We start from the raw sequence: 21196 nt of genomic DNA, 5'->3' as shown, positions 1-21196 counted from the left end.
CTTTGGACTTGCTATTTATTTTTATGTGCCTAAAGAAATAGATGTCCAACTTTAAAGTTGGACATCTATATTATGCAGATGCGTTTTCTTTTTTCCAAGTTAGTAAGGCTTTAGAAAGTTGGTCAGGACATGATGTTCCTTTGCTTCTACAATCTATACCTTCTAATTTTGCGATAACAGCATCAACAGTCATACCTTTTACTAGTTGGCCAATACCTAGAAGATTACCGGCGCATCCTCCTATAAATTCTACATTTTCAACAATATTATTGTTGATTTCAATATTTATTGTTGATGAACAAACTCCAGATGTTTTATATGAAAACATTCTAAACACTCTCCTTAAATTAAAATACTTTAAAAATATGATTCATCATACATTAAAGAAATAAATATGTTTTTCAATTAGTAAATTAATGTGAAATATTTATTATTTATTAATTGTTAATGCATGTCGACTTCCTTTAATTATACAAGAAATCTGTCAAGAAATAAAGATAAGACGTCTAATAATTTGTGCCAATAATATAGTTTCGGAATATATTATAGTTAGTAGAATGATTATCTAAAGGGGGAAATGTGGTGAGTTATATTATTTTATGCAATACCGGTTCAGATAGTTTGAAGAAAATAAATACTGAAAGTCTAAAGATTGAAAGTTTAGCTTTATCTATTGGTGAAAGTCCATTTGGTCCCCATGGATTATCATTGTACAAAGGTAAAATTTTAGTAGCTAATAATTATAATAATAGTATTTCTCTTATAAATTATAACAATTTTAGAGAAGAAGATAATGTATATATTGGTGCACATCCAAACGATATAATTGCGAATGATGATATAGTATATGTTTTATGTGGTGAATCTAATTCACTTATAATATATGATTTAATAAATGAAAGAATTAATTTTGAAATCCCAACAGGCAGGTTTCCTCATAATATAACCTTACTAAAGGAAAAAAATCTTTTATTTATAAGCAATATGGTGGACGACAGTATATCGGTAATTGACTATATGAATAACAAGGAGATAAAGAGAATTAGAGTAGAAAGTATGCCTATAAAAATGATAGTTTCAGAAAATAATGATTACCTATATGTTTGCATGAGTTATCTTGGTCAAGATAAAAAAGGAAGTATAGGGATTATAGAATTAGGAGCTTTGGAACTGATTGATAAAATAACAGTTGGATATTGTCCTGTAGATTTGTTTCAAGAAGTAAATTATTTATATGTTTCAAATTTATGTGACGGAACAGTAAGTATTATAAGTTTATCTGAACTTAAGGAAATTGATAAATTCGAAATAGGTGGCATGCCCAAAGGAATAGTTAAGGCGAATGAAAATCTATTTGTAGGAGATTATTTAAATGGATTGCTAAAGATTATAAATATTAGAGATAAAAAAATAAAAGCCATATCAATAGGTTCGGAACCTAATAGTATGACTTTAGTTGATAATAATATAATTATTTAATTAATAAATTAATTATATTATTGTATATTTCTGAAGGATTTTCTTTCCACTTACTGCAAATTGAAGTGGCTTGGCTCTTTGATGGAACTGATAGTTTTAGCTCCATAAGCAGAGCATCATCTTCAATTGCCTTAAGGTCGACTATAAAGCTATCAGTTTGTCCAAGAGTATAATCAGCATGAATAGTCAATTCTTTTTTTATAGATTCAATCTTTTCTTTAATATATTCATTTGTAGAAGATAACTTAGAAGGGGATATTCTTTCTTTAAACAAAGAAAGGACATTATCTCCTTTTTCTGTTAATCTGAGCAATTTCTTATCGTTAATATCGTGATATTCAACAAACTTAGATTCTTCTAGTTCTGATAAATATTGCTGCAGCGTAAAATAATTTATAAAGTTATTTTCAAGAATTATTTCAGTAAGCTGAGTATTCGATATAGGTTTTTTTATTGATTTTAATACATATAACATTAATAATTTATTTTCTGCTAATTCAGATGAGTTTTCGTACATAATAACCTCCATAATTAATGAAAATCTTATTATATTATAAGTCACAATGAAAAAAATAACAAGTTAATCTGCCATCATATTTTCACTATTACGTTTCAAAAGATTGAAATAGTTGTTCCAGTATTTAGATAAATATCTTAATTACTTATATAAATTGGTAATTGCGGCATTGATTCAGATATCTGATATAAGTTATTTTTAAAAGCTATAATTTAAAGTTATCTCTCTTGTGCATAAATAAATATGTAATGAATATAGTAAAGTAAGAAATTAGAAATTTAAAGGAGCATTTTAAAGGTGTCGTGGAGAAAAAAGAGAATAGGAATAGATATATTTTTAATTATGTTTCTAATCTTCATATCTATTGGAATTAGTAAAAGCGTTCAGGCTTTGGGTAATATTCATGAGGAAGAACCAATATATTGTGTTGATACTACAGATAAAGTAGTAAGCTTAACTTTTGATGTAAATTGGGTAGAGAAAGATAATTTAGATGTAATATTAAGAATATTGGATAAATATAATGTAAAAGGAACATTCTTCATTATGGGAGGCTGGGTAAATTATAGTGAAGATAATGTGAATAAATTAAAGGCGATAAAGGAAGGAGGCCATGAAATCGGAAATCACAGCTACAAGCATCCTAGTTTTACGAAAATAGGACTAGCTAGAATGAAAGAAGAGATAGAAAAGACCAACGATACTATTGAAAAATATACAGGAGAAAGACCAAAATTATTTAGATTTCCAAGTGGAGATTATAATAAAGATGCATTTTCAAAGGTGAGGAATCTAGGATATATGGCCATTCAATGGAATGTTGATTCTGTTGATTGGAAGGAGGGATCAGCAGAAACAGAATATAATAGGGTCATGAAAAATGTTAAACCGGGATCTATTATTCTATTTCATAATGCCAAAAATACTCCAGCTAATTTAGAAAGAATTATAAAAGAATTAAAAGATAAAGGATATAGCTTTAAAACAGTAGGTGAGATGATATATTTTAATGATTATAACGTAGACAATCAAGGCATTCAACATAAAGTAAAGCTTGATCCAGCAAGCTGAATCTTAATTGATGTTTTCTGGTAACCTAGTGACATTAATTAATATCTTCAGATGTCAATTTGATAGTGAAAGCTGGTTAGTGGATAAAATTAATTAATATTTATTGAAAAGAAACTAACTTTTGTATTATAATGGTAATATATGCTAGTGGGAGCATATATTTCACAAAATAAAATAATTTCCGATGGAGAGAGGGATAACAATGGATAATTTAATGCTAAATAACAAGATTTACCTTGAAGGTAAAGTGACATCTGGATTAGAGTTTAGTCATGAAATGTATGGGGAGGGGTTCTATACTTTTGATTTGGATGTAATGAGATTAAGTGATTCAGTAGATACACTAAACATTACTGTTTCAGAAAGACTGCTAAACGATATTAAGCTGGATATGGGAGTAGAAATAATTGTAGAAGGTCAGCTTAGATCATACAACAAATTTATAGACGGATCTAATAAGCTTATATTAACTGTTTTTGCAAGGAATATTGAACCATGTATAGAAAGAAGTAAGAATCCTAATGAAATATTTTTAGATGGGTACATCTGTAAGGAGCCAATTTATAGAACAACACCTTTTGGAAGAGAGATTGCTGATGTGTTGCTTGCTGTAAATAGAGCATATAATAAATCGGATTATATTCCAACTATTGCATGGGGAAGAAATTCAAGATTTTGTCAAACATTAAGCGTGGGTGATAATATTAAAGTTTGGGGAAGGCTTCAAAGCAGGGAATATCAAAAAAAAGTCTCAGACAGTGAAGTTGTAAAAAAGGTTGCTTATGAAGTTTCTATCTCAAAGATGGAAAGAGCTCATAAAGAAGAAATTTCTGGAGAAGAAGGAGCAGTATAAATTAATATTATAAGATATGTAGCACATAATTTTGCATTTAAAGAAAAGGTTTCAATAAATTTTGTATTTATTGAAACCCTTTGTTTTGGAAATAAAATCATATTACTAATATATTAGTGTATACTGTTACAATTAGATTATGTAAGAATAAGTAAAAAAGTTATTTTCTTAAATCTTCTAAAATTTGAGTTTTATCTTTTGTTTTATCATCTACGTTTTTGACGATTTTTGCAGGTGAACCAGCAACAACAACATTTGCAGGAACATCTTCAGTTACAACAGATCCAGCAGCAACAACACTACCAGCGCCTACTTGAACACCTTCAAGAATTACAGAATTAGCGCCAATTAATGCATTGTCACCAATTTTACAAGGTTCTTTACTTGGTGGTTCTAAAACGCCAGCAACAACAGCACCAGCCCCTAAATGAACATTTTTACCTAGCTGACCACGAGCTCCAACTACAGCATTCATATCAACCATAGTTCCGTCACCAATTTCAGCACCGATGTTTATTACAGCACCCATCATAATTACAGCATTCTTACCAATAGTAACCTTATCTCTTATAACAGCACCAGGCTCAATTCTAGCATCTACTTCAAGTAAATCAAGCATAGGAATAGCTGAATTTCTTCTATCATTTTCTATTCTAAAGTGCTTAATAAGATGTTTATTATCTAAAACTATTTTAGTAATAGAATCAGATTCCCCCATTAGTATATAAAATCCGTTAGAACCATACCATTCTACATCATTCATGTCAGCTTCACTTAAATCTCCATTTATATAAACTTTTACTGGAGTGGATTTTTTTGATTCCTTAATAAATCTTGCAATTTCATAAGGATCTGTTAAATTATATGACATTAAATCACCTCTTCTATTATTTTTGCAATCAAATTTATTATAATAAAGATTGAACCCAATTAAAAGAGGAAGGTGCAAAAAAAGTATAAATAGTTTGAATAAGCCTTGGTAATATTGTAAAATAGGTTTATGTTATGCTGTATAGTGATTATATGCGACATAATAAGTTAAAAGTGACAAGCTATGAATTAAGATCAAAGAAAAGATTTTAGAAAAGCAGTTTCCAAGAACACTTTTATTTATGAAAAGCCAGCGGCTTTTCCTCCTAAATTTTTCACTTATAACTCATAGCTTATCACTAAATTAAAGGGGGCACATTAGAATGAATAGACAAGTGCAAAAAATTCAAATTTCAGGAATTAGAAGATTTGCTGAAAAAGTTAAGAAAGTAGAGGGGGCAATTTCTTTAACTATTGGACAGCCAGATTTTCCAGTACCTGCAAATGTTTCAGAAGCAATGGTTAATGCTGTAAAAAGTAATAAAACTGTTTATACATCCAATGCAGGTATAGATGAACTAAGGGAAGAAATTTGTAAGTATTTAAAAAATTTTAATATAAATTATAATAAAGATGAAGTATGTATAACAGTTGGTGGAAGTGAAGGGTTATATTCAGTTTTATTTTCGCTTATGAATTCAGGCGAAAAGATCTTACTTCCTGGTCCAGCATATCCTGCTTATGAAAATATTTCAATCATGATAGATGCAGAGGTTGTAACCTATTCATTAAATGAAGATTTTACATTAAATATAGATGCCATAAAAGAAAAATTAAATAATGAAGATGATATAAAAGTATTGGTATTATCGTTTCCTTCAAATCCTACAGGTGCAATTTTATCTAAGAAACAGAGAGATGAACTTGCTGCAATAATTAAAGAAAAAGACATAATAGTCGTAACTGATGATATGTATGCATCAATAATTTTTGACGAGTATTATTCAGTAGCTCAAGTAGATGAAATAAAAGATAAAATTATTTATGTAAGCGGATTTTCAAAAATGTTTTCCATGACAGGACTTAGAATTGGCTATGTAGCATGTTCAGATAAGTATATGAAGGAAATAATGAAAGTTCATCAGTATGGAGTATCCTGTGCACCTTCAATAGCTCAATATGGTGCTCTTGAGGGGCTTAAAAATTCATTAAACGATGTTGAAGATATGAGAAAAAGTTTTGAAAGAAGAAAAAATTATTGTATGGATAGATTAAAAAAATTAAATATAGAAGTTGCTGAGCCAAAGGGAGCATTTTATATATTTCCATCTATTAAAAAGTTCAATCTACCTTCAGAAGAATTTTGTGAGAAATTATTAAATGAAGGAAAGGTTGCTTGTGTTCCAGGAACAGCATTTGGAGCTCTCGGAGAAGGCTATATGAGAATATCATATTGTTATAGCGATGAAGTTCTAAAGGAAGCCTTTGATAGAATTGAAAGCTTTTTAATAAATAATTTTAACAATTAACAGGGGGCTATAACTAATGGTAAAAGTTACTGAAATGAAGACAAAAGAATTGGAGGAAAATAGGGAGATACTTTTAAAAAAATATGAATCTTTTAAAAATATGAAGCTTAAATATGATATGTCACGTGGTAAACCGTGCAAAGAACAATTGGATTTATCAATGAAGATGTTGGATATTCAAGAATATACGAGTTCTGATGGAGTAGACTGTCGAAATTATGGGGGTCTTGATGGCATTTTAGATGCAAAAAAACTTTTTGCAGAAATTATTGGTGTTGATTTAAATGAAGTTATTGTAGGCGGAAATTCAGCACTTAATATGATATATGATACAATTGCACGTGCAATGTCTTTTGGGGTATTAGGTAGTGAAACTCCATGGGGAAAACTTCCTAAAGTTAAATTTTTATGCCCAAGCCCAGGATATGATAGACATTTTGCTATATGTGAATTTTTTGGCATAGAAATGATTTCTGTAGCTATGAATTCTGATGGACCAGATATAGAAACTATTGAAAAACTTGCAGGTAGTGACGAAGCTATAAAAGGAATTATGTGCGTACCAAAATATAGCAATCCAGATGGAATTACATATTCAGATCATATTGTTGATAGACTTGCTAAAATGAAAACTAAGGCGAAGGATTTTAGAATAATTTGGGATAATGCATATGCAATACATAATCTTTTTGGCAAGGGCGATAAACTTAAAAATATACTTACAGCTTGCAAAGAAGCAGGAAATGAAGACAGAGTATTTATTTATGTTTCAACCTCAAAGGTAACTTTACCAGGTTCAGGGGTTGCGGCCTTGGCAGCAAGTAAAGCAAATATAGTTAAGATTAAAGAACAATTATCTGTTCAAATGATAGGTCCTGATAAAATGAATCAGCTTCGTCATGTAAAGTTCTTGAAAGATATGTGCAACATTGAAGCACATATGAAAAAACATGCTGAGATTCTTGAGCCTAAATTTTTAGCTGTTCTAGATACCCTTAGTTCTGAGCTAGATGGAAAGGATATTGCTTGGTGGAATAAGCCTAATGGAGGATACTTTATTAGCCTAAATACTCTTGATGGCTGTGCTAAGGAAGTAGTTAAAATGACAGCTGAGGCTGGAGTAATAATAACACCTGCAGGAGCTACCTATCCATATGGCAACGATCCAAGAGATAGAAATATTCGTATTGCACCATCATTTCCATCTGCTACTGAACTTAAAAAGGCAATGGAGATACTCTGCACTTGCATACAAATAGTAAGTATTAATAAGCTTTTGTCAGAAAAGTAAGGTGATTAGGCAATAAATAATCATAATACAAAAAATTAGAGTATCTATGTTCAAAGGCTAATAAAGAAATTCTAACTTAAATATAGATACTTTAATATAAATAATGTTACAAATAAGGGGGCAATATAATGAAAGAATTTAAAAATGTTACAGCAGTAAAAAAAGCAAATGTATATTTTGATGGAAAAGTTACAAGTAGAACTATTATATTTGAAGATGGAGAACGAAAAACTTTAGGTATAATGTTACCAGGTGATTATGAATTTGGCACAGGTGATAAAGAAGTAATGGAGATTCTTGGAGGTTCAATGGATGTAAAACTACCAGGAAGTGATAAGTTTATTACATATAGTGAAGGGGAGAATTTTACTGTCCCTGCAAGTTCTAAATTTAATTTAATTGTAAAAGAAGTAGCGGATTATTGCTGTTCTTATATTAAAGAATAATTTACAAGTTAAATATATAACTCCATATAAAAATTAAGCTGATCAAGTTATATTTGATCAGCTTAATTTCTGTTCATAAGTTTTCATAAAAGTATTTATAGAAATAAATATTTTTCATATCCTGTGTAAAGTTCTAATTAATGTGAGCAATCATAATTAACTATTCAAGACCTATAACATCATTCATATCGTATAAACCAGACTTAGTTACAGTAGCCATATATTCACATGCTTTTAGAGCACCAACTGCAAAAACTTCTCTTGAGATAGCTTTGTGAGTTAATTCTATCACTTCACCAGTTCCAGCAAAGATAACATCATGATCACCTACAATAGAGCCGCCTCTAATTGCATGAATACCGATTTCGTTTTGCTCTCTTTTAGAATTTCCTTCTCTTCCATATACATACTTTGTTGTATCTTCTAAAGAATTTTTTATAGTATCAGCAAGTAATATTGCAGTACCACTAGGTGCATCAACTTTTTGGTTATGATGCTTTTCTATAATTTCTATATCATAGTTACCATAAAGTAGAGGAGCAACTTTTTTTAAAAGAGAATTGATTAAATTAATACCAAGAGACATGTTAGCTGATCTAAATAGCTTTAATGTTTTACTTTTTTCGTCTATTAAAGCTAAATCTTCTTGAGTAAACCCTGTTGAACATATTACTAATGGTTTGTTAGTTTTCTCTGTTAATTCTATTAGACTATTAAGAGCATCAGCTCTTGAAAAATCTAATAAGACATCATAATCCATATCGAGATCCTGTACAGTCTCAAAAATAGGATATGGAGCTATGCTAGGAAATTTATCAATTCCTGCAATTATTTCTAATCCTTTAAATTTTAAAGCACATTCAGTAATCATCTTACCCATTTTTCCTGAGCAACCGTTTAATACTATTTTTACCATATATATCACCTTACATTAATTTATTATTAATTAAAGCAGCCTTTAGCATTTCTTCGTTATTTTCATCCATTTCACAAAGTGGAAGCCTTAGAGGACCAACTTCAAGTCCCATAAGATTCATGGCCGTTTTAATTGGAATCGGATTTGTTTCTATAAATAAAGCATTAGCTAAAGATAAAGTGTTTAATTGAATATCTAAAGCTTCTTTAAAATTATTGGTTAAGCATTTTTGAGCCATTTCATGAACTTCTTTAGGAAGTATATTAGCTAAAACAGAGATTACTCCTATACCGCCGAGAGACATTATTGAAATAACCTGATCATCATTACCAGAATAAATATCAATTGAATCTCTGCATAATGCTTTCATTTGAACAATCTGACTGATATTACCACTTGCTTCTTTAATAGCAGTAATATTACTCAATTCAGAAAGTTTAAGCAAAGTTTTAGGAGCAATATTGACTCCAGTTCTGCTTGGAACATTATAGAGAATAATTGGAGTTTTGACTTCATCATTTATAGCTTTAAAATGCTTTATTAAACCATTTTGAGAAGTTTTATTATAATATGGAGTAATAACAAGAAGTCCATCAGCACCAACGCTTTCTGCATATTTACTCATTGAAATAGCAGAAGCGGTGTTGTTTGAGCCTGTACCAGCAATTACAGGAATTCTTTTGCTTATTACATCAACTGTAAACTTAATTGTATCTTTTATCTCTTTTTCAGTCATAGTGGTAGCTTCACCTGTAGTTCCGCAAATTACAATGGCATCTGTACCTTCTTTAATGTGCCACTCTAATAGGGTCTTAAGTTTTTCGAAGTTAACTCCATTTTCATTAAAAGGAGTTACTATTGCTACAGCTGAGCCTTGAAATATTGACATTTAGATTCCTCCAACTTAAATTACTATAAACTATTTGTTGTCCTTTATCATTATTTCAGCAATTTGAATAGCATTAAGAGCTGCTCCTTTTCTTATGTTATCACCAACAACCCATAAGTTTAATCCATTATCTACGCTGAAGTCTCTTCTGATTCTTCCAACATAAACATCATCTTTTCCTGAAACTTCAAGTGCAGTAGGATATTTTAACTCTTCTAAGTTATCATATACAGTTACACCTTTTGTGTTTCCTAATAATTCGAAAATATCTTTTATATCAAATTCAGAGTTAAGCTCAACATTTATACTTTCACTGTGAGCATTTAAAACAGGAACTCTTGCAGTAGTAGCTGTAATTCTTAAATCTGGTTCATGAAGTATTTTTCTTGTCTCTTTAATCATTTTTTCCTCTTCTTTAGTATAGCCGTCTTCTAAGAAAACATCTATATGAGGTAATACATTACCAGCTATAGGATAAGGGAATTTTTTAGGTGGAACGCCTTTGATTCCATCCTCTAAATCTCTGATACCTTGAATACCTGCCCCTGATACTGCTTGGTATGTAGAGTAAACAATTCTCTTTATTCCATATTTGTCATTTAAAGCTTTCATTATTGCCATTGCTTGAATTGTTGAACAATTTGGATTTGCGATTATTCCTTTATGAAGTTTTATGTCTTCAGGATTAACTTCTGGTACTACGAGTGGTACCTCGGGATCCATTCTCCAAGCGCTACTATTATCAATAACTACAGCCCCATATTTTGCAAAAACAGGTGCAAATTCTTTACTAGCATCTCCACCAGCTGAGAATAGTGCATAATCTATTTTTTTATCTTTTATATTTTTTTCGCAGGTTTCTTCAACCACATAATCCTTTCCTTTAAAAGATAAAGTAGAACCTTCTGATCTTTTTGATGCGAAAACATATAAATTTTTTACTGGAAAATTTCTTTCTTCTAAGATTTCTAAAAACTTTCTGCCTACATTTCCAGTAGCCCCAACTATTGCAACATTATACACAATAATCCCTCCTAAATTTATTAATAATTTTATATATACAACTACTATAGATAAATATTGAATAAATATCAAGTCAATGAGCAAAATAAGTTGAAAAAAACTATTCATTGTCTAAAAATATCCTGAATATTGTAAAACCGTTGAATTTAACATGAATATTTATTCATATGCGCAATTAAAAATAAAGCGTATATTTTTATAAATTAGTTACTAGCTAATAATAAAAATAAGCTGCTTTTTATGAAATATATTTTATAGGAATAGTAATGAAATAGACGGAAATAATAGTAAGGCACAATCAAATAAATAATAAGTCCATTTGTCAGCCTATTTTCCATCATCCTACGGCGACAAATTGACCTAATAGCCCGCTATGAGGGAAATTTGTCTTCTTGCCTGATGAAAAATATCCGTGGCAACTTTGGACTTGTTATTTATTTTCATGTGCCTAATGAAAAAAATTTAAGGTTGGTGATAATAAAAAATGAGCGATAAATCTTTAAAAAAGATAATAAAGGCTAAAATAAAAGCAAACAAAGAACTTACTGAGGCTGAAAAAATGAGGGAAAAAGTTAAGTATGAAATAGCGGAAGAACTTGGATTAATTGATAAGGTTAATAGAGAAGGCTGGGGAGGCTTATCATCTGAAGAAACTGGGCGAATCGGTGGGATAATGGCTAAACGAAAGAAGGGAAGTATACAATAAGCCTTTGGAAAGTAATTACTAATTTGACTAAGAAAATAATTACGATATAATATACTAGATGAATTAGTAAGTTAAAGTAAGGGCGTGATAAACTACATGGCATATAAAGAATTTGCAAATATATATGATGAATTAATATATGAGGATATTAATTATGATAAAGTTGCAGAAAAAGTTATAAAATTATGTAATGAGAATAATATAAACTTTGAAGATTATTTAGATTTAGCCTGCGGAACAGGTAATGTAGCGGTAAGGGTAGCAAAATATTTTAAAAATATATATGCAGTGGATTTATCAGATGATATGCTAAATATAGCTTTTGATAAATTTAAGAAAAATAAAGTCAAAGCAAAAGTAATACGTCAGGATATGAGTGAGTTAAATTTGAATAGAAAATTTAATCTTATAACTTCTGTTTTAGATTCTACTAATTACATAACAGAAGATGAAGATTTATTTGATTATTTTTCTAGTGTATATGAACATTTAAAAGATGATGGATTATTTATTTTTGATATAAATTCATATTATAAATTATCTACGGTTCTTGGAAATAATATATATACTTATAGTTCAGAAGAAATTTTTTATACATGGGAAAATTCATTCGAAGATGATGTGCTAAATATGTTTTTAACTTTCTTTGTTAAATCAGAAAATGATTTGTATGAAAAATTCGAGGAAGAACATTTTGAAAGAGCTTACACTGAAGAATATATAGAAGAAGCTTTAAAAAAATGTAAGTTTAATATTATCAATAAATTTGAAGGATATTCAGATGAAAATGTAAAGGAAAATAGTGAAAGAATACTTTATGTTGTAACAAAATAATGTTAAATTGATTAGATTCAGTAAAAGAATTTAAATGGATAAAATAACTTTAATTTAAATGAATTAGGAGATGAATTAATTATGCAAGATAAAATAGTTAGAGCAACGGCTAAAGGTGGAATGGTACGAATAATCGCTGGTATTACCACTAATTTGGTAAATGAAGGATGTAAGATACATGATTGTACACCAGTGGCAGCAGCAGCGTTTGGAAGAATGTTAACTGCCGGAGTGTTAATAGGAACTACTTTAAAAAATCAAAAGGAATCAATAACATTAAAGATAGACGGAAAGGGAGAAGCTAAAGGAATTACAGTAACAGGCAATAGCAAAGGTTTTGTTAAAGGATTTATTGGAAATCCATATATTGATAGACCTCTAAATGAAAAAGGAAAATTAGATGTTGGTGGAGCTATTGGAACAGATGGAATTTTATATGTAATAAAAGATTTAGGATTAAAAGATCCTTATGTAGGACAAGTACCGATACAAACTGGTGAGATAGGAGACGATTTTGCTTATTATTTCACTGTATCTGAGCAAACACCATCCGCAGTATCACTTGGTGTATTAGTTGACAGAGATTTATCTATAAAAGCTGCAGGAGGCTTTATAGTTCAAATGATGCCAGGTGCAGATGAGCTTTTAGCAGATGTTATAACTTATAGATTGGAAGAAATTCCACCTATAACTACTATAATAAGCGAGGGAAAAACTGTAGAGGAAATTTTAGAGTACATTTTTGATGGAATGGATTTAAAAATATTAGATTCCTTAAACCCTGAGTATAAGTGTGACTGTTCTAGAGATAGAGTTGAAAAAGCTTTAATTTCTGTTGGAAGAGAGACACTTCAAGAAATATATGATGACAATAAAACAGAAGAGATTGTATGTAATTTCTGTAACACAAAATATGAGTTCACAAATGAAGAAATAGGTAAATTATTAAATAATAAGTAATAAAATTTAAATCAATGAAAAGAGGGCATGTATTTTATTAAGGATGTATGAATTTTAGAAGATTAAACTAAAATTCCTATAATAATAAATATATGTCCTTTATTTTGATTATTTTTAAGGTACAATAACATTAAGGCACAATCCAATAAATAACAAGTCCATTTGACGTATAAATCTTCAGCATACTACTTTGGCAAATTGATCTAATAGACCAGCTATGAAGTTAATTTATATCTTTGCCCGATAATATTCAAGGCAACCTTGGACCTGTTATTTGTTTTTATGTGCCTAAAGTCATATTTTATATTCGTTGCAATTAATAAATTTATGGGGGAGAGTTATGAGAAGATATTGGGATATTTTATTGGGAGGCTTATTAATTTTATATGTGATAGATGTGAACTTAATAAGCAGTACAAAAATTGCATTTAGCTATCCAGTTGTAGCTTTAGGTATTATTATGGTAGTATATCATTTTATTAAAGATAAATTAGCTTTATTGAAAATATTTCAAACTGCTAAAGTGATTATGTGTATTTTCCTCGTTTGCTTTTTAGGAATAGAAGTTGCAATAATAAGTTATCCAAAAAGCAATATTCAAAACACTGATTACATTTTAGTGCTGGGGGCGGGACTTTCAAATGGAAAAATACCAAGTTTAATACTTCAAGGAAGGCTTGAGGCAGCAATAAAGTGCTTAAAGCAAAATGAAGATGCTTATATTGTTTTGTCTGGTGGAAAGGGAAATGATGAAGATTTGCCAGAAGCGCATGCTATGAGTATATATTTGCAAGATAGAGGAATAGATAAAAATAAAATACTAATTGAAGATAAATCTCAAAATACAAATGAAAACTTCAAGTTTTCTAAGGAGAAAATAGAAGAATTAAGTGGAAAAACATTGAATGAAATTAGTGTTAAAATAATTACAACAGATTTTCATGCTTTAAGAAGCAGTATTTTAGCTAAAAGAAATGGTTATGTAAAATTTGATAATTACTCAAGTACAACAGTATGGTATTTAATTCCTATAACCTATACGAGAGAAGCTTTTGCAATTGTGAAAAGCCTAATATTTGATAGATAACTATTCTATATATAAGTCTAATTTATAGTTTCTCTATCTTCATATGAATAAAATAATGTTAACTTGAAAGGATAAATATCAAAATGCGGATTAATAAATTATTTAGTAATTATGGAATTTGCTCTAGAAAGGAAACAAATAAATTAATAGAAGAAGCGCGGATTAAGGTAAATGGGAAAAACTGCGTTTTAGGTCAGTGGGTAGAGGAAAGTGATGAAATTCTTCTTGATGATAAACCAATTTCAAGAAGAGAAAAAGTATATATTGCACTTAATAAACCAGTTGATATTATGTGCACCGCTGAAAAGGTGCAAGGAAATATAATTGATTTTATGAATTATCCTGAATATATTTTTCCAGTTGGGAGATTGGATAAGGAATCTCAAGGACTTATAATTATGACTAACGACGGAGAATTAGCTAATGGAATTCTAGAGTCTGATAATATGCATGAGAAAGAATATCTTGTACAGGTTGATAGAAGTTTTGATGAAAAGTTTCTTGAAGTAATGGCGTCAGGAATTGAAATATCAGGAGAACAAAGTTCAGGTGTTAAAAGAATATCAGATACATTAGGCATATATAAAAATTCTAAATATAAGGAATTTTCAAGTTGCAAGTCTAGGATAAAGGATTGTGAAACCATTCCTTTAAAAGAGTTAAGTATAATAAAAGAAGATAAAAAAACTAAGATAATGACTAGAGCCTGCAAGGTCAATAGGGTTAATAAAGATACATTTAAAATAGTTCTAACTCAAGGGCTAAATAGGCAGATTCGTAAAATGTGTGGTGCTTTAGGATATAAAGTAATAAAGCTTGAGAGAATTAGAATTATGAATATTACTATAGATAATATAGAAATTGGTAAATGGAGATATCTTAAAAAGGATGAACTTGTAAGCCTTAAAAGTGAATTGAAATTTATTGGAGAATGAGTACTTAAAAATGAATTGTATATAAAATTATATCATGTGAGTTTATGTTAAACTCAATATTGAAATGAGTATAGCCTTATGAGATAATTATTTAAATATTAACATACGAGGAGAGATAAGATGAATAGAGAGTATATTAATGCAAAGGAAGCGGCTGAAAAGTATAACTTATTTTTAAAGGTTGTTACATCAGTAAAAAACTTTGATTCATATAATAGCTTTTTTAATATATATGATATGAATGAGGAACCGTGCAGAAGAATTGCAGTTCTTACTAAGAATAAAGAATTAGAAGAGGTTTATGATGAAGAACCTAATATTGCAATTAGTGAATGCAGAATAGTTGATGAAATTCTATGGATTAAGGATTATTCTTTACTTACTAATCCAGAAAAAATAGACTTATCAAATTTGCTCGTAGATAAGACTTTAGTCGAGGAATTATTATGAAAATAAAAAAGAGATTAACAATTTCAAATATTCTTATGCTAATTGTTCCAGTGGTTATTATTTTTATTATCGCAGGTGTAATGAATATACCATTTTCAGCAGCATATGAAAGAAAATTTGAAAGCGATAGAGAAGTGGATCAAAACCCATATTTCATTCAACAGAATCTAAGACCAGATATGAGAAAAATTCAAAATAAAGATGATATTCAAAATTTGACACAAAACTTACAGAAATTTCTTGAGCCTAAAGGATATCATTTAATAATTACATATGATGGAACAATAATGTCATCTAATATTACTGACAAAGACCAAGAAGCACTTTCAAACATTGGTGATAATATGATTTTTCAATCTAATTCGTTAGTATTAGAAATGAATTCAACATCATTAGTTAAAAACAGTTTTAAAAAAGATGATAAAATTGTAAATATTATAGCAATAAATTCTGATTACAAACCAATAAGGTTTGATATGAAAAGTGAAATGTCAACATTTGTAATTAGCTATATTATTATCGTTATTATTATATCATTAATAGTAGTAACCATAACTAACATCATATTATCAAGTAAAATTTATAAAAAGCTGATTATACCTTTAGAGCTTTTAAGCTATGGAGCTGAACAAATTAAAAACGGAAATTTAGATTTTGAAATGAATTACGATAGTGATGATGAGTTTAAACAAGTCTGCGGCGATTTTGATGAAATGAGAATGCGTTTAAAGGATTCTATAGATATGCAGCTAAAATATGAAGAAAATAGAAAAGAGTTAGTTGTAGGAATATCACATGATTTGCGTACTCCATTAACTGCAATTAAAGGCTATGTTGAAGGACTTAGGGATGGAGTAGCAAATACACCAGAAAAGCAAAAAAAATATTTAGATACTATTTATACGAAGGCCTGTGATATGGATGGATTAGTTGATAGCTTATTCTTATTTTCTAAATTAGATACAGGACAATTTCCGTTTAAATTTAACATAGTGAGTATTAATGGGCATATAAAGAAGTTTTACGAATGTGCAAAGGAAGAATTTCTCGGCTTAGATGTAGAAATATTCTTTGACAGCACATGTGATGATTCAACTATGGTAAAGCTTGATCCTCAAGAAATTAACAGAGTTCTTTTAAATATATTGAATAATAGTGTAAAATATAATAAAAATAGAAAGGTTAAAATTCAAATATATTTATATGAAAAAGAAAATTTAGTTATATTAGAAATAAGTGATAATGGAATAGGAGTGCCAGAAGAAGATCTTTCAAAGTTGTTTTTGAGATTTTATAGGGGAGATGCCTCTCGTACAAAACCTAATGAAGGAAGTGGACTTGGACTAGCCATATCTAAACATATCATTGAAGCACATGGTGGGAAAATTACAGCTTGTAATAGGAATGGCCTTACAATAAAAATAACATTTCCTAAGAATTATAATAATCGTAATTAGAAATTATCTAAATAGTTAAGTGTATTTAAAAATGTAGTTAACATAAATGAAATTTCAGTTTATAAAAATAATAATGAGTAAATATATATTATAAATTGATTCTATGGTTTGGAGGAGAATAAGTGAAAAAAATATTAATTATAGAAGATGATGAAAGCATTGCTGAATTAGAAAGAGATTATCTTGAGATAAGTGGATTTGAAACTGAAATAGCTCAAAATGGATATAAAGGTCTTGAGCTTGCGTTAAGTGAGGAGTTTGATTTAATTTTATTAGATGTTATGTTGCCAGGCAAAGATGGGTTTAGAATTTGTCAAGAAGTACGGGAAGTGAAAGAGATACCTATCCTAATGGTAACTGCAAAAAAAGAGGATATTTATAAAATACAAGGATTGGGAATTGGAGCAGATGATTATATTGTAAAACCATTTAGCCCAAGTGAACTTGTGGCAAGAGTAAATGCACATATATCACGATATGAAAGACTCACAACCATGGAGAAAAGTGTTAAAAATGAGAAAAGTTCAATAGTAATCGGAAGAATTAAAATATTATTAAAAGCAAGAAGAGTTTATGTTGGAGAAGAAGAAGTTAAATTAGCTAATAAGGAATTCGAATTATTAATGTTTCTAGCATCGAATCCTAATATTGTATTTTCAAAAGATACATTACTAGATAGAATTTGGGGAGAAGAATCCCTAGGTGATAGTTCCACTGTTACTGTACACATAAACCGAATAAGAGAAAAGATTGAATTAGATAGCAGCAATCCTGAATACATAGAAACCGTATGGGGAGCAGGATATAGATTTAATATGTGATTATTGAATTGCTCGTTATGGTGAAGAAGTAGATGAAATTGAATATAGCGTGAATTTATTAATAAATTATAGAATGTTTTTGTAAATTGTGTTTTGGATAAACTGTTGCAAAAATATTCTTTTTATTTTTTAAAAGTAAGCATATGATTTTGATAAGGGCACATAACTTTAATTTGTGTTTTTGGAATCTGTGCGAAAAATAAATTTAACATAAATTTAACATTCGTTTAGAAATTGTTTATATTTGTTTTAGAATGAAGTTAGAAATATTTACTATACTAGAAACATCTATTTTAAGAAATTAATAGTATTATCTTTATTATTCTTTTATTTAAAACAAGATTATAGAAACATTTATGTTACAAATTTAAGGAGGATTCGCAATTGAAAAAGAAACTAATAGGATTTTTAATAATGACTTTGATTTCATCATCTAATGTAACTCTGCTTAATACAAGTTATGCTCATGCTGCAACTACAGATAATAAAACTAATGCTAGCATTACCAAAGTGACAGATAATACAGATGGAAAAATTAAAGTGAAATTAGATAACATTAGAGATATTATGATTGAAAATAGCTTAGATTTAAAAAAATACGATAATAACTTAGCTATAGCTAAAGAAAATTATGATTATTATTCAGATGAATATGGTTCGATTTCAGATTTAAAAGAGAAAGTAAGTGATGCAAAGGCTGGAATTGACAATTTTGCACCAGAGTATGATGAAAATGGTAAGCAAACTAATGCATCTGATTTGACTAATTTGCAAAAAGAATATAATGATGCTAAAAGTAACTTAAATAGTTTAATTAGTGCTCAAAATGATTATAGGAAAGCAAAAAAAGATTATAATGCTAATGTTGAAGGAGCAGTATATACAGCAAAAAGTGATTATTTAAATTATTTAGTTACTTTATCTAATAAGGAGTTACAGGAAGATCAGGTAAAAGCTGACGAAAGAGATAATGATATAGCAAAAGTATCTTATGATAGCGGCTTTACAGCTAAAAAAGATTATGTAGCATCAACTTTAAATAATACTGCATCAAGTAATAAATTATCTGACTATACAAATGCAGAAGCTTTAGCTAAAACAAAACTCTGCAATGAATTAGGAGTTAATGAAGAAGATGTAATATTTGAAGTGGATGTTACTGAAGATTTTCAAAACATAGCCAATATTAACTATGAAAAAGATTTGCAATCAATGTTAGATAATAATATAGATATACAAGAAGCACAAGATACTATAAATGAAACAGAATATAAGAATGATATATCGGATGATTATGATCTTAATGATGAAGAGGATGATGATGCAAGTGATCACAATGATACTATATATGATTACAATATGGATAATTATAATATTAACTTAACTCAAACAAAGAATACCGCACAAACTAATTTTAAAGGTCAATATGATACACTTATGAATGCTTACAATACTATAAAAAATACCTATGATAAATTAAATGAAGAGCAAACAGAATATGAAACTAAACAGGTACAAAATGATTATGGTTTTTTAGCTAAGAATGATTTAGATAATGCTAAATTAACATTTGATACTGATAAGGCTGCATTCGTAAAAGACAGAAATGCCTGCTACTTAGCTTATTTAAAGTATATTCAAATGAAAGAAGGATACTAAAGTGAAGATATTATCAAAAATAAAAGAATCATTTAATAAGAATAAATTTCTAACGAAAAAAAAGATTATAGGTATAGTTAGTATACTGTTAGTTATAATTCTAGGCTTCACAGTTTATAAGGTGAAGTTTGCTAAATCTAAGGCAACTCAAAATACTGTAAAATATACCGTTCTTAAGAAAACAAATGTTCAAACTACAATAAGTTCTTCAGGTGCTATAAAAAGTGGGGATTCAACAAATATATATTCAAATTTAGAGTATAATGTTGCAAGCGTAAATGTTTCTGTTGGAGATGTAGTGAAAAAAGGAGATGTTCTTGCAACAATAGATACATCAGAATTAGAGGAGCAAATTGCTGAAGCCCAGCAAACCCTTACAGCTAATCAACAAAAAAATGCATTATCACTGCAAAGTGCAAAGCAGAAATATGATAACTTACAATATCTTAAAGATAATAACTTACAGACAGATATAATAAATGCAGAGAAATCAGTTGATAGTGCAAAGAGTGATATGGAAAGTAAGCAAAGGACTTATGAATACGATAAGGTAATGTATGATAAGGGAGAAATTTCAAAAGAAGATTTAAATACAGCAGAAACTAATTATAATAATGCACAAGGAAGCTATGATAAGGCAACTGTTGCATTGGAAGCTGCAAAAGTTTCAGCAGACCAAAATTTAGCTGAAGCTAAGAGTGCTGTAGATAATGCTCAGGCAGCCGTTGATAATAAAAGTGATGAGCTTGCCTTCGAAGATAAACAGAAAAAATTAAAAGATGCTCAGGTAGTAGCTACAGTAGATGGCACAGTTACTAATGTAAACGCAGTAGTTGGAGTGGAAGCATCTGGAGCTTTATTTGTAATTCAAGATTTAGGTAACTTAATTATAAATGCGAGTGTTGATGAGACTGATATAGCTAAGATAAAAGTTGGACAAAAGGTAGAAGTAACGACAGATGCATCAGGAAATGATATTATTGAAGGCCAAGTAGTAAGTGCGGAGCCGGTTTCTAGTGCTGCTAGTACAAGCAGTACAAGTAGTGGTAACAGCAGTAATAAGAGTAGCGGTAGCAGTAGCAGCAGCAGTAATTCAACTAGTAATGCTACAAGTAGTGATGTATCATTTACAGTAAAAATTCAAATAACAGGAAAAAATGATTTGATTAAAGTTGGTATGAATTCAGTAGTAAATATTATTACAGATGAAAAAGATGATGTTTATGCAGTACCATATGGAGCAGTAATTAATAATAATGGACAAAGTGAAGTTTATGCAGCAGAAAAACAAGGTGATAAATATATTGTAAAAGATATTCCTGTAACGAAAGGAATAGAGTCAGATGCAAATGTTGAAATCGATGGTGTAGATCTTTCTGATGGCATACTAATACTTAGTGATCCTGCAAATTATAAAGTTGGGGACACAGTTGAAATTAATGCTAGAAGAACAAAGTAGGAGG

General features: G+C 29.3%; 22 protein-coding genes. 16 read left to right on the top strand and 6 right to left on the bottom strand.

Features of this window, described 5'->3' with window-relative positions:
- Window positions 1-70 precede the first annotated feature (70 nt).
- Window positions 71-328, bottom strand: coding sequence for a TIGR03905 family TSCPD domain-containing protein (locus CDLVIII_RS17885; RefSeq protein ID WP_009170867.1), 258 nt, complete (start codon window positions 326-328; stop codon window positions 71-73).
- Between the two features lie 254 nt (window positions 329-582).
- On the opposite strand from CDLVIII_RS17885, the gene CDLVIII_RS17880 reads away from it, so the two are divergent.
- Window positions 583-1479 (top strand): YncE family protein, encoded by an 897-nt coding sequence (locus CDLVIII_RS17880; RefSeq protein ID WP_009170866.1) that lies wholly within the window; start codon window positions 583-585, stop codon window positions 1477-1479.
- Here the strand turns inward: CDLVIII_RS17880 and CDLVIII_RS17875 are convergent.
- Entirely contained in the window at window positions 1472-1996 is a 525-nt protein-coding gene (locus CDLVIII_RS17875) for a DUF4364 family protein (protein ID WP_009170865.1), read from the bottom strand. The genes CDLVIII_RS17880 and CDLVIII_RS17875 overlap by 8 nt on opposite strands.
- A 297-nt stretch (window positions 1997-2293) precedes the next feature.
- Here CDLVIII_RS17875 and CDLVIII_RS17870 point away from each other — a divergent pair, with 297 nt between their 5' ends.
- Window positions 2294-3067: a polysaccharide deacetylase family protein gene (locus CDLVIII_RS17870; protein ID WP_009170864.1), complete on the top strand. Its 774-nt coding sequence runs from the start codon at window positions 2294-2296 to the stop codon at window positions 3065-3067.
- Between the two features lie 202 nt (window positions 3068-3269).
- A complete protein-coding gene (locus tag CDLVIII_RS17865; RefSeq protein ID WP_009170863.1) occupies window positions 3270-3920 on the top strand; it encodes a single-stranded DNA-binding protein in 651 nt (216 codons plus the stop codon).
- A gap of 160 nt (window positions 3921-4080) precedes the next feature.
- On the opposite strand, the gene dapD is transcribed toward CDLVIII_RS17865, so the two are convergent.
- Window positions 4081-4791 (bottom strand): 2,3,4,5-tetrahydropyridine-2,6-dicarboxylate N-acetyltransferase, encoded by a 711-nt coding sequence (dapD, locus tag CDLVIII_RS17860; protein ID WP_009170862.1) that lies wholly within the window; start codon window positions 4789-4791, stop codon window positions 4081-4083.
- A gap of 322 nt (window positions 4792-5113) precedes the next feature.
- Between dapD and CDLVIII_RS17855 the strand changes: the two genes are divergently transcribed.
- The 3 genes from CDLVIII_RS17855 (at window position 5114) to CDLVIII_RS17845 (ending at window position 7996) form a co-directional block, all read left to right on the top strand.
- Complete coding sequence (locus CDLVIII_RS17855) at window positions 5114-6259, top strand: aminotransferase class I/II-fold pyridoxal phosphate-dependent enzyme (protein ID WP_009170861.1); 1146 nt, start codon at window positions 5114-5116, stop codon at window positions 6257-6259.
- Between the two features lie 16 nt (window positions 6260-6275).
- On the top strand, window positions 6276-7550 hold the full coding sequence (locus CDLVIII_RS17850) for an aminotransferase class I/II-fold pyridoxal phosphate-dependent enzyme (RefSeq protein WP_009170860.1): 1275 nt from the start codon (window positions 6276-6278) through the stop codon (window positions 7548-7550).
- A gap of 128 nt (window positions 7551-7678) precedes the next feature.
- Window positions 7679-7996 (top strand): pyrimidine/purine nucleoside phosphorylase, encoded by a 318-nt coding sequence (locus CDLVIII_RS17845; RefSeq protein ID WP_009170859.1) that lies wholly within the window; start codon window positions 7679-7681, stop codon window positions 7994-7996.
- Between the two features lie 160 nt (window positions 7997-8156).
- Here CDLVIII_RS17845 and dapB read toward each other — a convergent pair whose 3' ends face one another.
- From dapB to CDLVIII_RS17830, 3 genes are read right to left on the bottom strand one after another with little or no spacing between them, the layout of a single operon-like run.
- A complete protein-coding gene (gene dapB / locus CDLVIII_RS17840; RefSeq protein ID WP_009170858.1) occupies window positions 8157-8912 on the bottom strand; it encodes a 4-hydroxy-tetrahydrodipicolinate reductase in 756 nt (251 codons plus the stop codon).
- 10 nt (window positions 8913-8922) lie between these two features.
- The gene (dapA, locus tag CDLVIII_RS17835; protein ID WP_009170857.1) at window positions 8923-9801 is read right to left on the bottom strand and encodes a 4-hydroxy-tetrahydrodipicolinate synthase; all 879 of its coding nucleotides are present in this window, start codon (window positions 9799-9801) and stop codon (window positions 8923-8925) included.
- A gap of 30 nt (window positions 9802-9831) precedes the next feature.
- A complete protein-coding gene (locus tag CDLVIII_RS17830; protein ID WP_035301837.1) occupies window positions 9832-10824 on the bottom strand; it encodes an aspartate-semialdehyde dehydrogenase in 993 nt (330 codons plus the stop codon).
- A 484-nt stretch (window positions 10825-11308) separates the two neighbouring features.
- Between CDLVIII_RS17830 and CDLVIII_RS17825 the strand changes: the two genes are divergently transcribed.
- From CDLVIII_RS17825 to CDLVIII_RS17780, 10 genes are all read left to right on the top strand, one after another.
- Window positions 11309-11530 carry a small, acid-soluble spore protein, alpha/beta type gene (locus CDLVIII_RS17825; protein WP_009170855.1) on the top strand — a complete coding sequence of 74 codons (222 nt, stop codon included), beginning with the start codon at window positions 11309-11311 and terminating at the stop codon, window positions 11528-11530.
- A 96-nt stretch (window positions 11531-11626) separates the two neighbouring features.
- Entirely contained in the window at window positions 11627-12364 is a 738-nt protein-coding gene (locus CDLVIII_RS17820; RefSeq protein WP_009170854.1) for a class I SAM-dependent methyltransferase, read from the top strand.
- Window positions 12365-12445: 81 nt separating this feature from the next.
- On the top strand, window positions 12446-13324 hold the full coding sequence (gene hslO / locus CDLVIII_RS17815; protein WP_009170853.1) for an Hsp33 family molecular chaperone HslO: 879 nt from the start codon (window positions 12446-12448) through the stop codon (window positions 13322-13324).
- Window positions 13325-13664: 340 nt separating this feature from the next.
- Window positions 13665-14411, top strand: a complete 747-nt coding sequence (locus tag CDLVIII_RS17810) for a YdcF family protein (RefSeq protein ID WP_009170852.1) — start codon at window positions 13665-13667, stop codon at window positions 14409-14411.
- A gap of 83 nt (window positions 14412-14494) precedes the next feature.
- A complete protein-coding gene (locus CDLVIII_RS17805) occupies window positions 14495-15346 on the top strand; it encodes a pseudouridine synthase (protein ID WP_009170851.1) in 852 nt (283 codons plus the stop codon).
- Window positions 15347-15466: 120 nt separating this feature from the next.
- Complete coding sequence (locus CDLVIII_RS17800) at window positions 15467-15796, top strand: hypothetical protein (RefSeq protein ID WP_009170850.1); 330 nt, start codon at window positions 15467-15469, stop codon at window positions 15794-15796.
- Complete coding sequence (locus CDLVIII_RS17795; RefSeq protein ID WP_009170849.1) at window positions 15793-17253, top strand: HAMP domain-containing sensor histidine kinase; 1461 nt, start codon at window positions 15793-15795, stop codon at window positions 17251-17253. Before CDLVIII_RS17800 ends, CDLVIII_RS17795 begins: the two co-directional genes overlap by 4 nt.
- Before the next feature lie 122 nt (window positions 17254-17375).
- On the top strand, window positions 17376-18074 hold the full coding sequence (locus CDLVIII_RS17790; protein WP_009170848.1) for a response regulator transcription factor: 699 nt from the start codon (window positions 17376-17378) through the stop codon (window positions 18072-18074).
- Between the two features lie 384 nt (window positions 18075-18458).
- Complete coding sequence (locus tag CDLVIII_RS17785; protein WP_009170847.1) at window positions 18459-19733, top strand: TolC family protein; 1275 nt, start codon at window positions 18459-18461, stop codon at window positions 19731-19733.
- Between the two features lies 1 nt (window position 19734).
- The gene (locus CDLVIII_RS17780; RefSeq protein ID WP_009170846.1) at window positions 19735-21192 is read left to right on the top strand and encodes an efflux RND transporter periplasmic adaptor subunit; all 1458 of its coding nucleotides are present in this window, start codon (window positions 19735-19737) and stop codon (window positions 21190-21192) included.
- Window positions 21193-21196 lie beyond the last annotated feature (4 nt).

Origin of the sequence: Clostridium sp. DL-VIII (assembly GCF_000230835.1) — a bacterium.
Taxonomy (GTDB): Bacteria; Bacillota; Clostridia; order Clostridiales; family Clostridiaceae; genus Clostridium.
Note: the sequence above shows the minus strand (reverse complement) of the source record. Positions and strands in the feature narration are given on the sequence as shown.

Bases quoted from the DNA above. Each gene is read 5' to 3' on its own strand.
- CDLVIII_RS17855 (WP_009170861.1), top strand. From the start codon at position 5,114: ATGAATAGACAAGTGCAAAAAATTCAAATTTCAGGAATTAGAAGATTT.
- dapD (WP_009170862.1), bottom strand. From the start codon at position 4,791: ATGTCATATAATTTAACAGATCCTTATGAAATTGCAAGATTTATTAAG.
- CDLVIII_RS17875 (WP_009170865.1), bottom strand. From the start codon at position 1,996: ATGTACGAAAACTCATCTGAATTAGCAGAAAATAAATTATTAATGTTA.
- CDLVIII_RS17795 (WP_009170849.1), top strand. From the start codon at position 15,793: ATGAAAATAAAAAAGAGATTAACAATTTCAAATATTCTTATGCTAATT.
- CDLVIII_RS17885 (WP_009170867.1), bottom strand. From the start codon at position 328: ATGTTTTCATATAAAACATCTGGAGTTTGTTCATCAACAATAAATATT.
- dapB (WP_009170858.1), bottom strand. From the start codon at position 8,912: ATGGTAAAAATAGTATTAAACGGTTGCTCAGGAAAAATGGGTAAGATG.
- CDLVIII_RS17820 (WP_009170854.1), top strand. From the start codon at position 11,627: ATGGCATATAAAGAATTTGCAAATATATATGATGAATTAATATATGAG.
- CDLVIII_RS17850 (WP_009170860.1), top strand. From the start codon at position 6,276: ATGGTAAAAGTTACTGAAATGAAGACAAAAGAATTGGAGGAAAATAGG.
- CDLVIII_RS17865 (WP_009170863.1), top strand. From the start codon at position 3,270: ATGGATAATTTAATGCTAAATAACAAGATTTACCTTGAAGGTAAAGTG.
- CDLVIII_RS17800 (WP_009170850.1), top strand. From the start codon at position 15,467: ATGAATAGAGAGTATATTAATGCAAAGGAAGCGGCTGAAAAGTATAAC.
- CDLVIII_RS17825 (WP_009170855.1), top strand. From the start codon at position 11,309: ATGAGCGATAAATCTTTAAAAAAGATAATAAAGGCTAAAATAAAAGCA.
- hslO (WP_009170853.1), top strand. From the start codon at position 12,446: ATGCAAGATAAAATAGTTAGAGCAACGGCTAAAGGTGGAATGGTACGA.
- dapA (WP_009170857.1), bottom strand. From the start codon at position 9,801: ATGTCAATATTTCAAGGCTCAGCTGTAGCAATAGTAACTCCTTTTAAT.
- CDLVIII_RS17810 (WP_009170852.1), top strand. From the start codon at position 13,665: ATGAGAAGATATTGGGATATTTTATTGGGAGGCTTATTAATTTTATAT.
- CDLVIII_RS17845 (WP_009170859.1), top strand. From the start codon at position 7,679: ATGAAAGAATTTAAAAATGTTACAGCAGTAAAAAAAGCAAATGTATAT.
- CDLVIII_RS17805 (WP_009170851.1), top strand. From the start codon at position 14,495: ATGCGGATTAATAAATTATTTAGTAATTATGGAATTTGCTCTAGAAAG.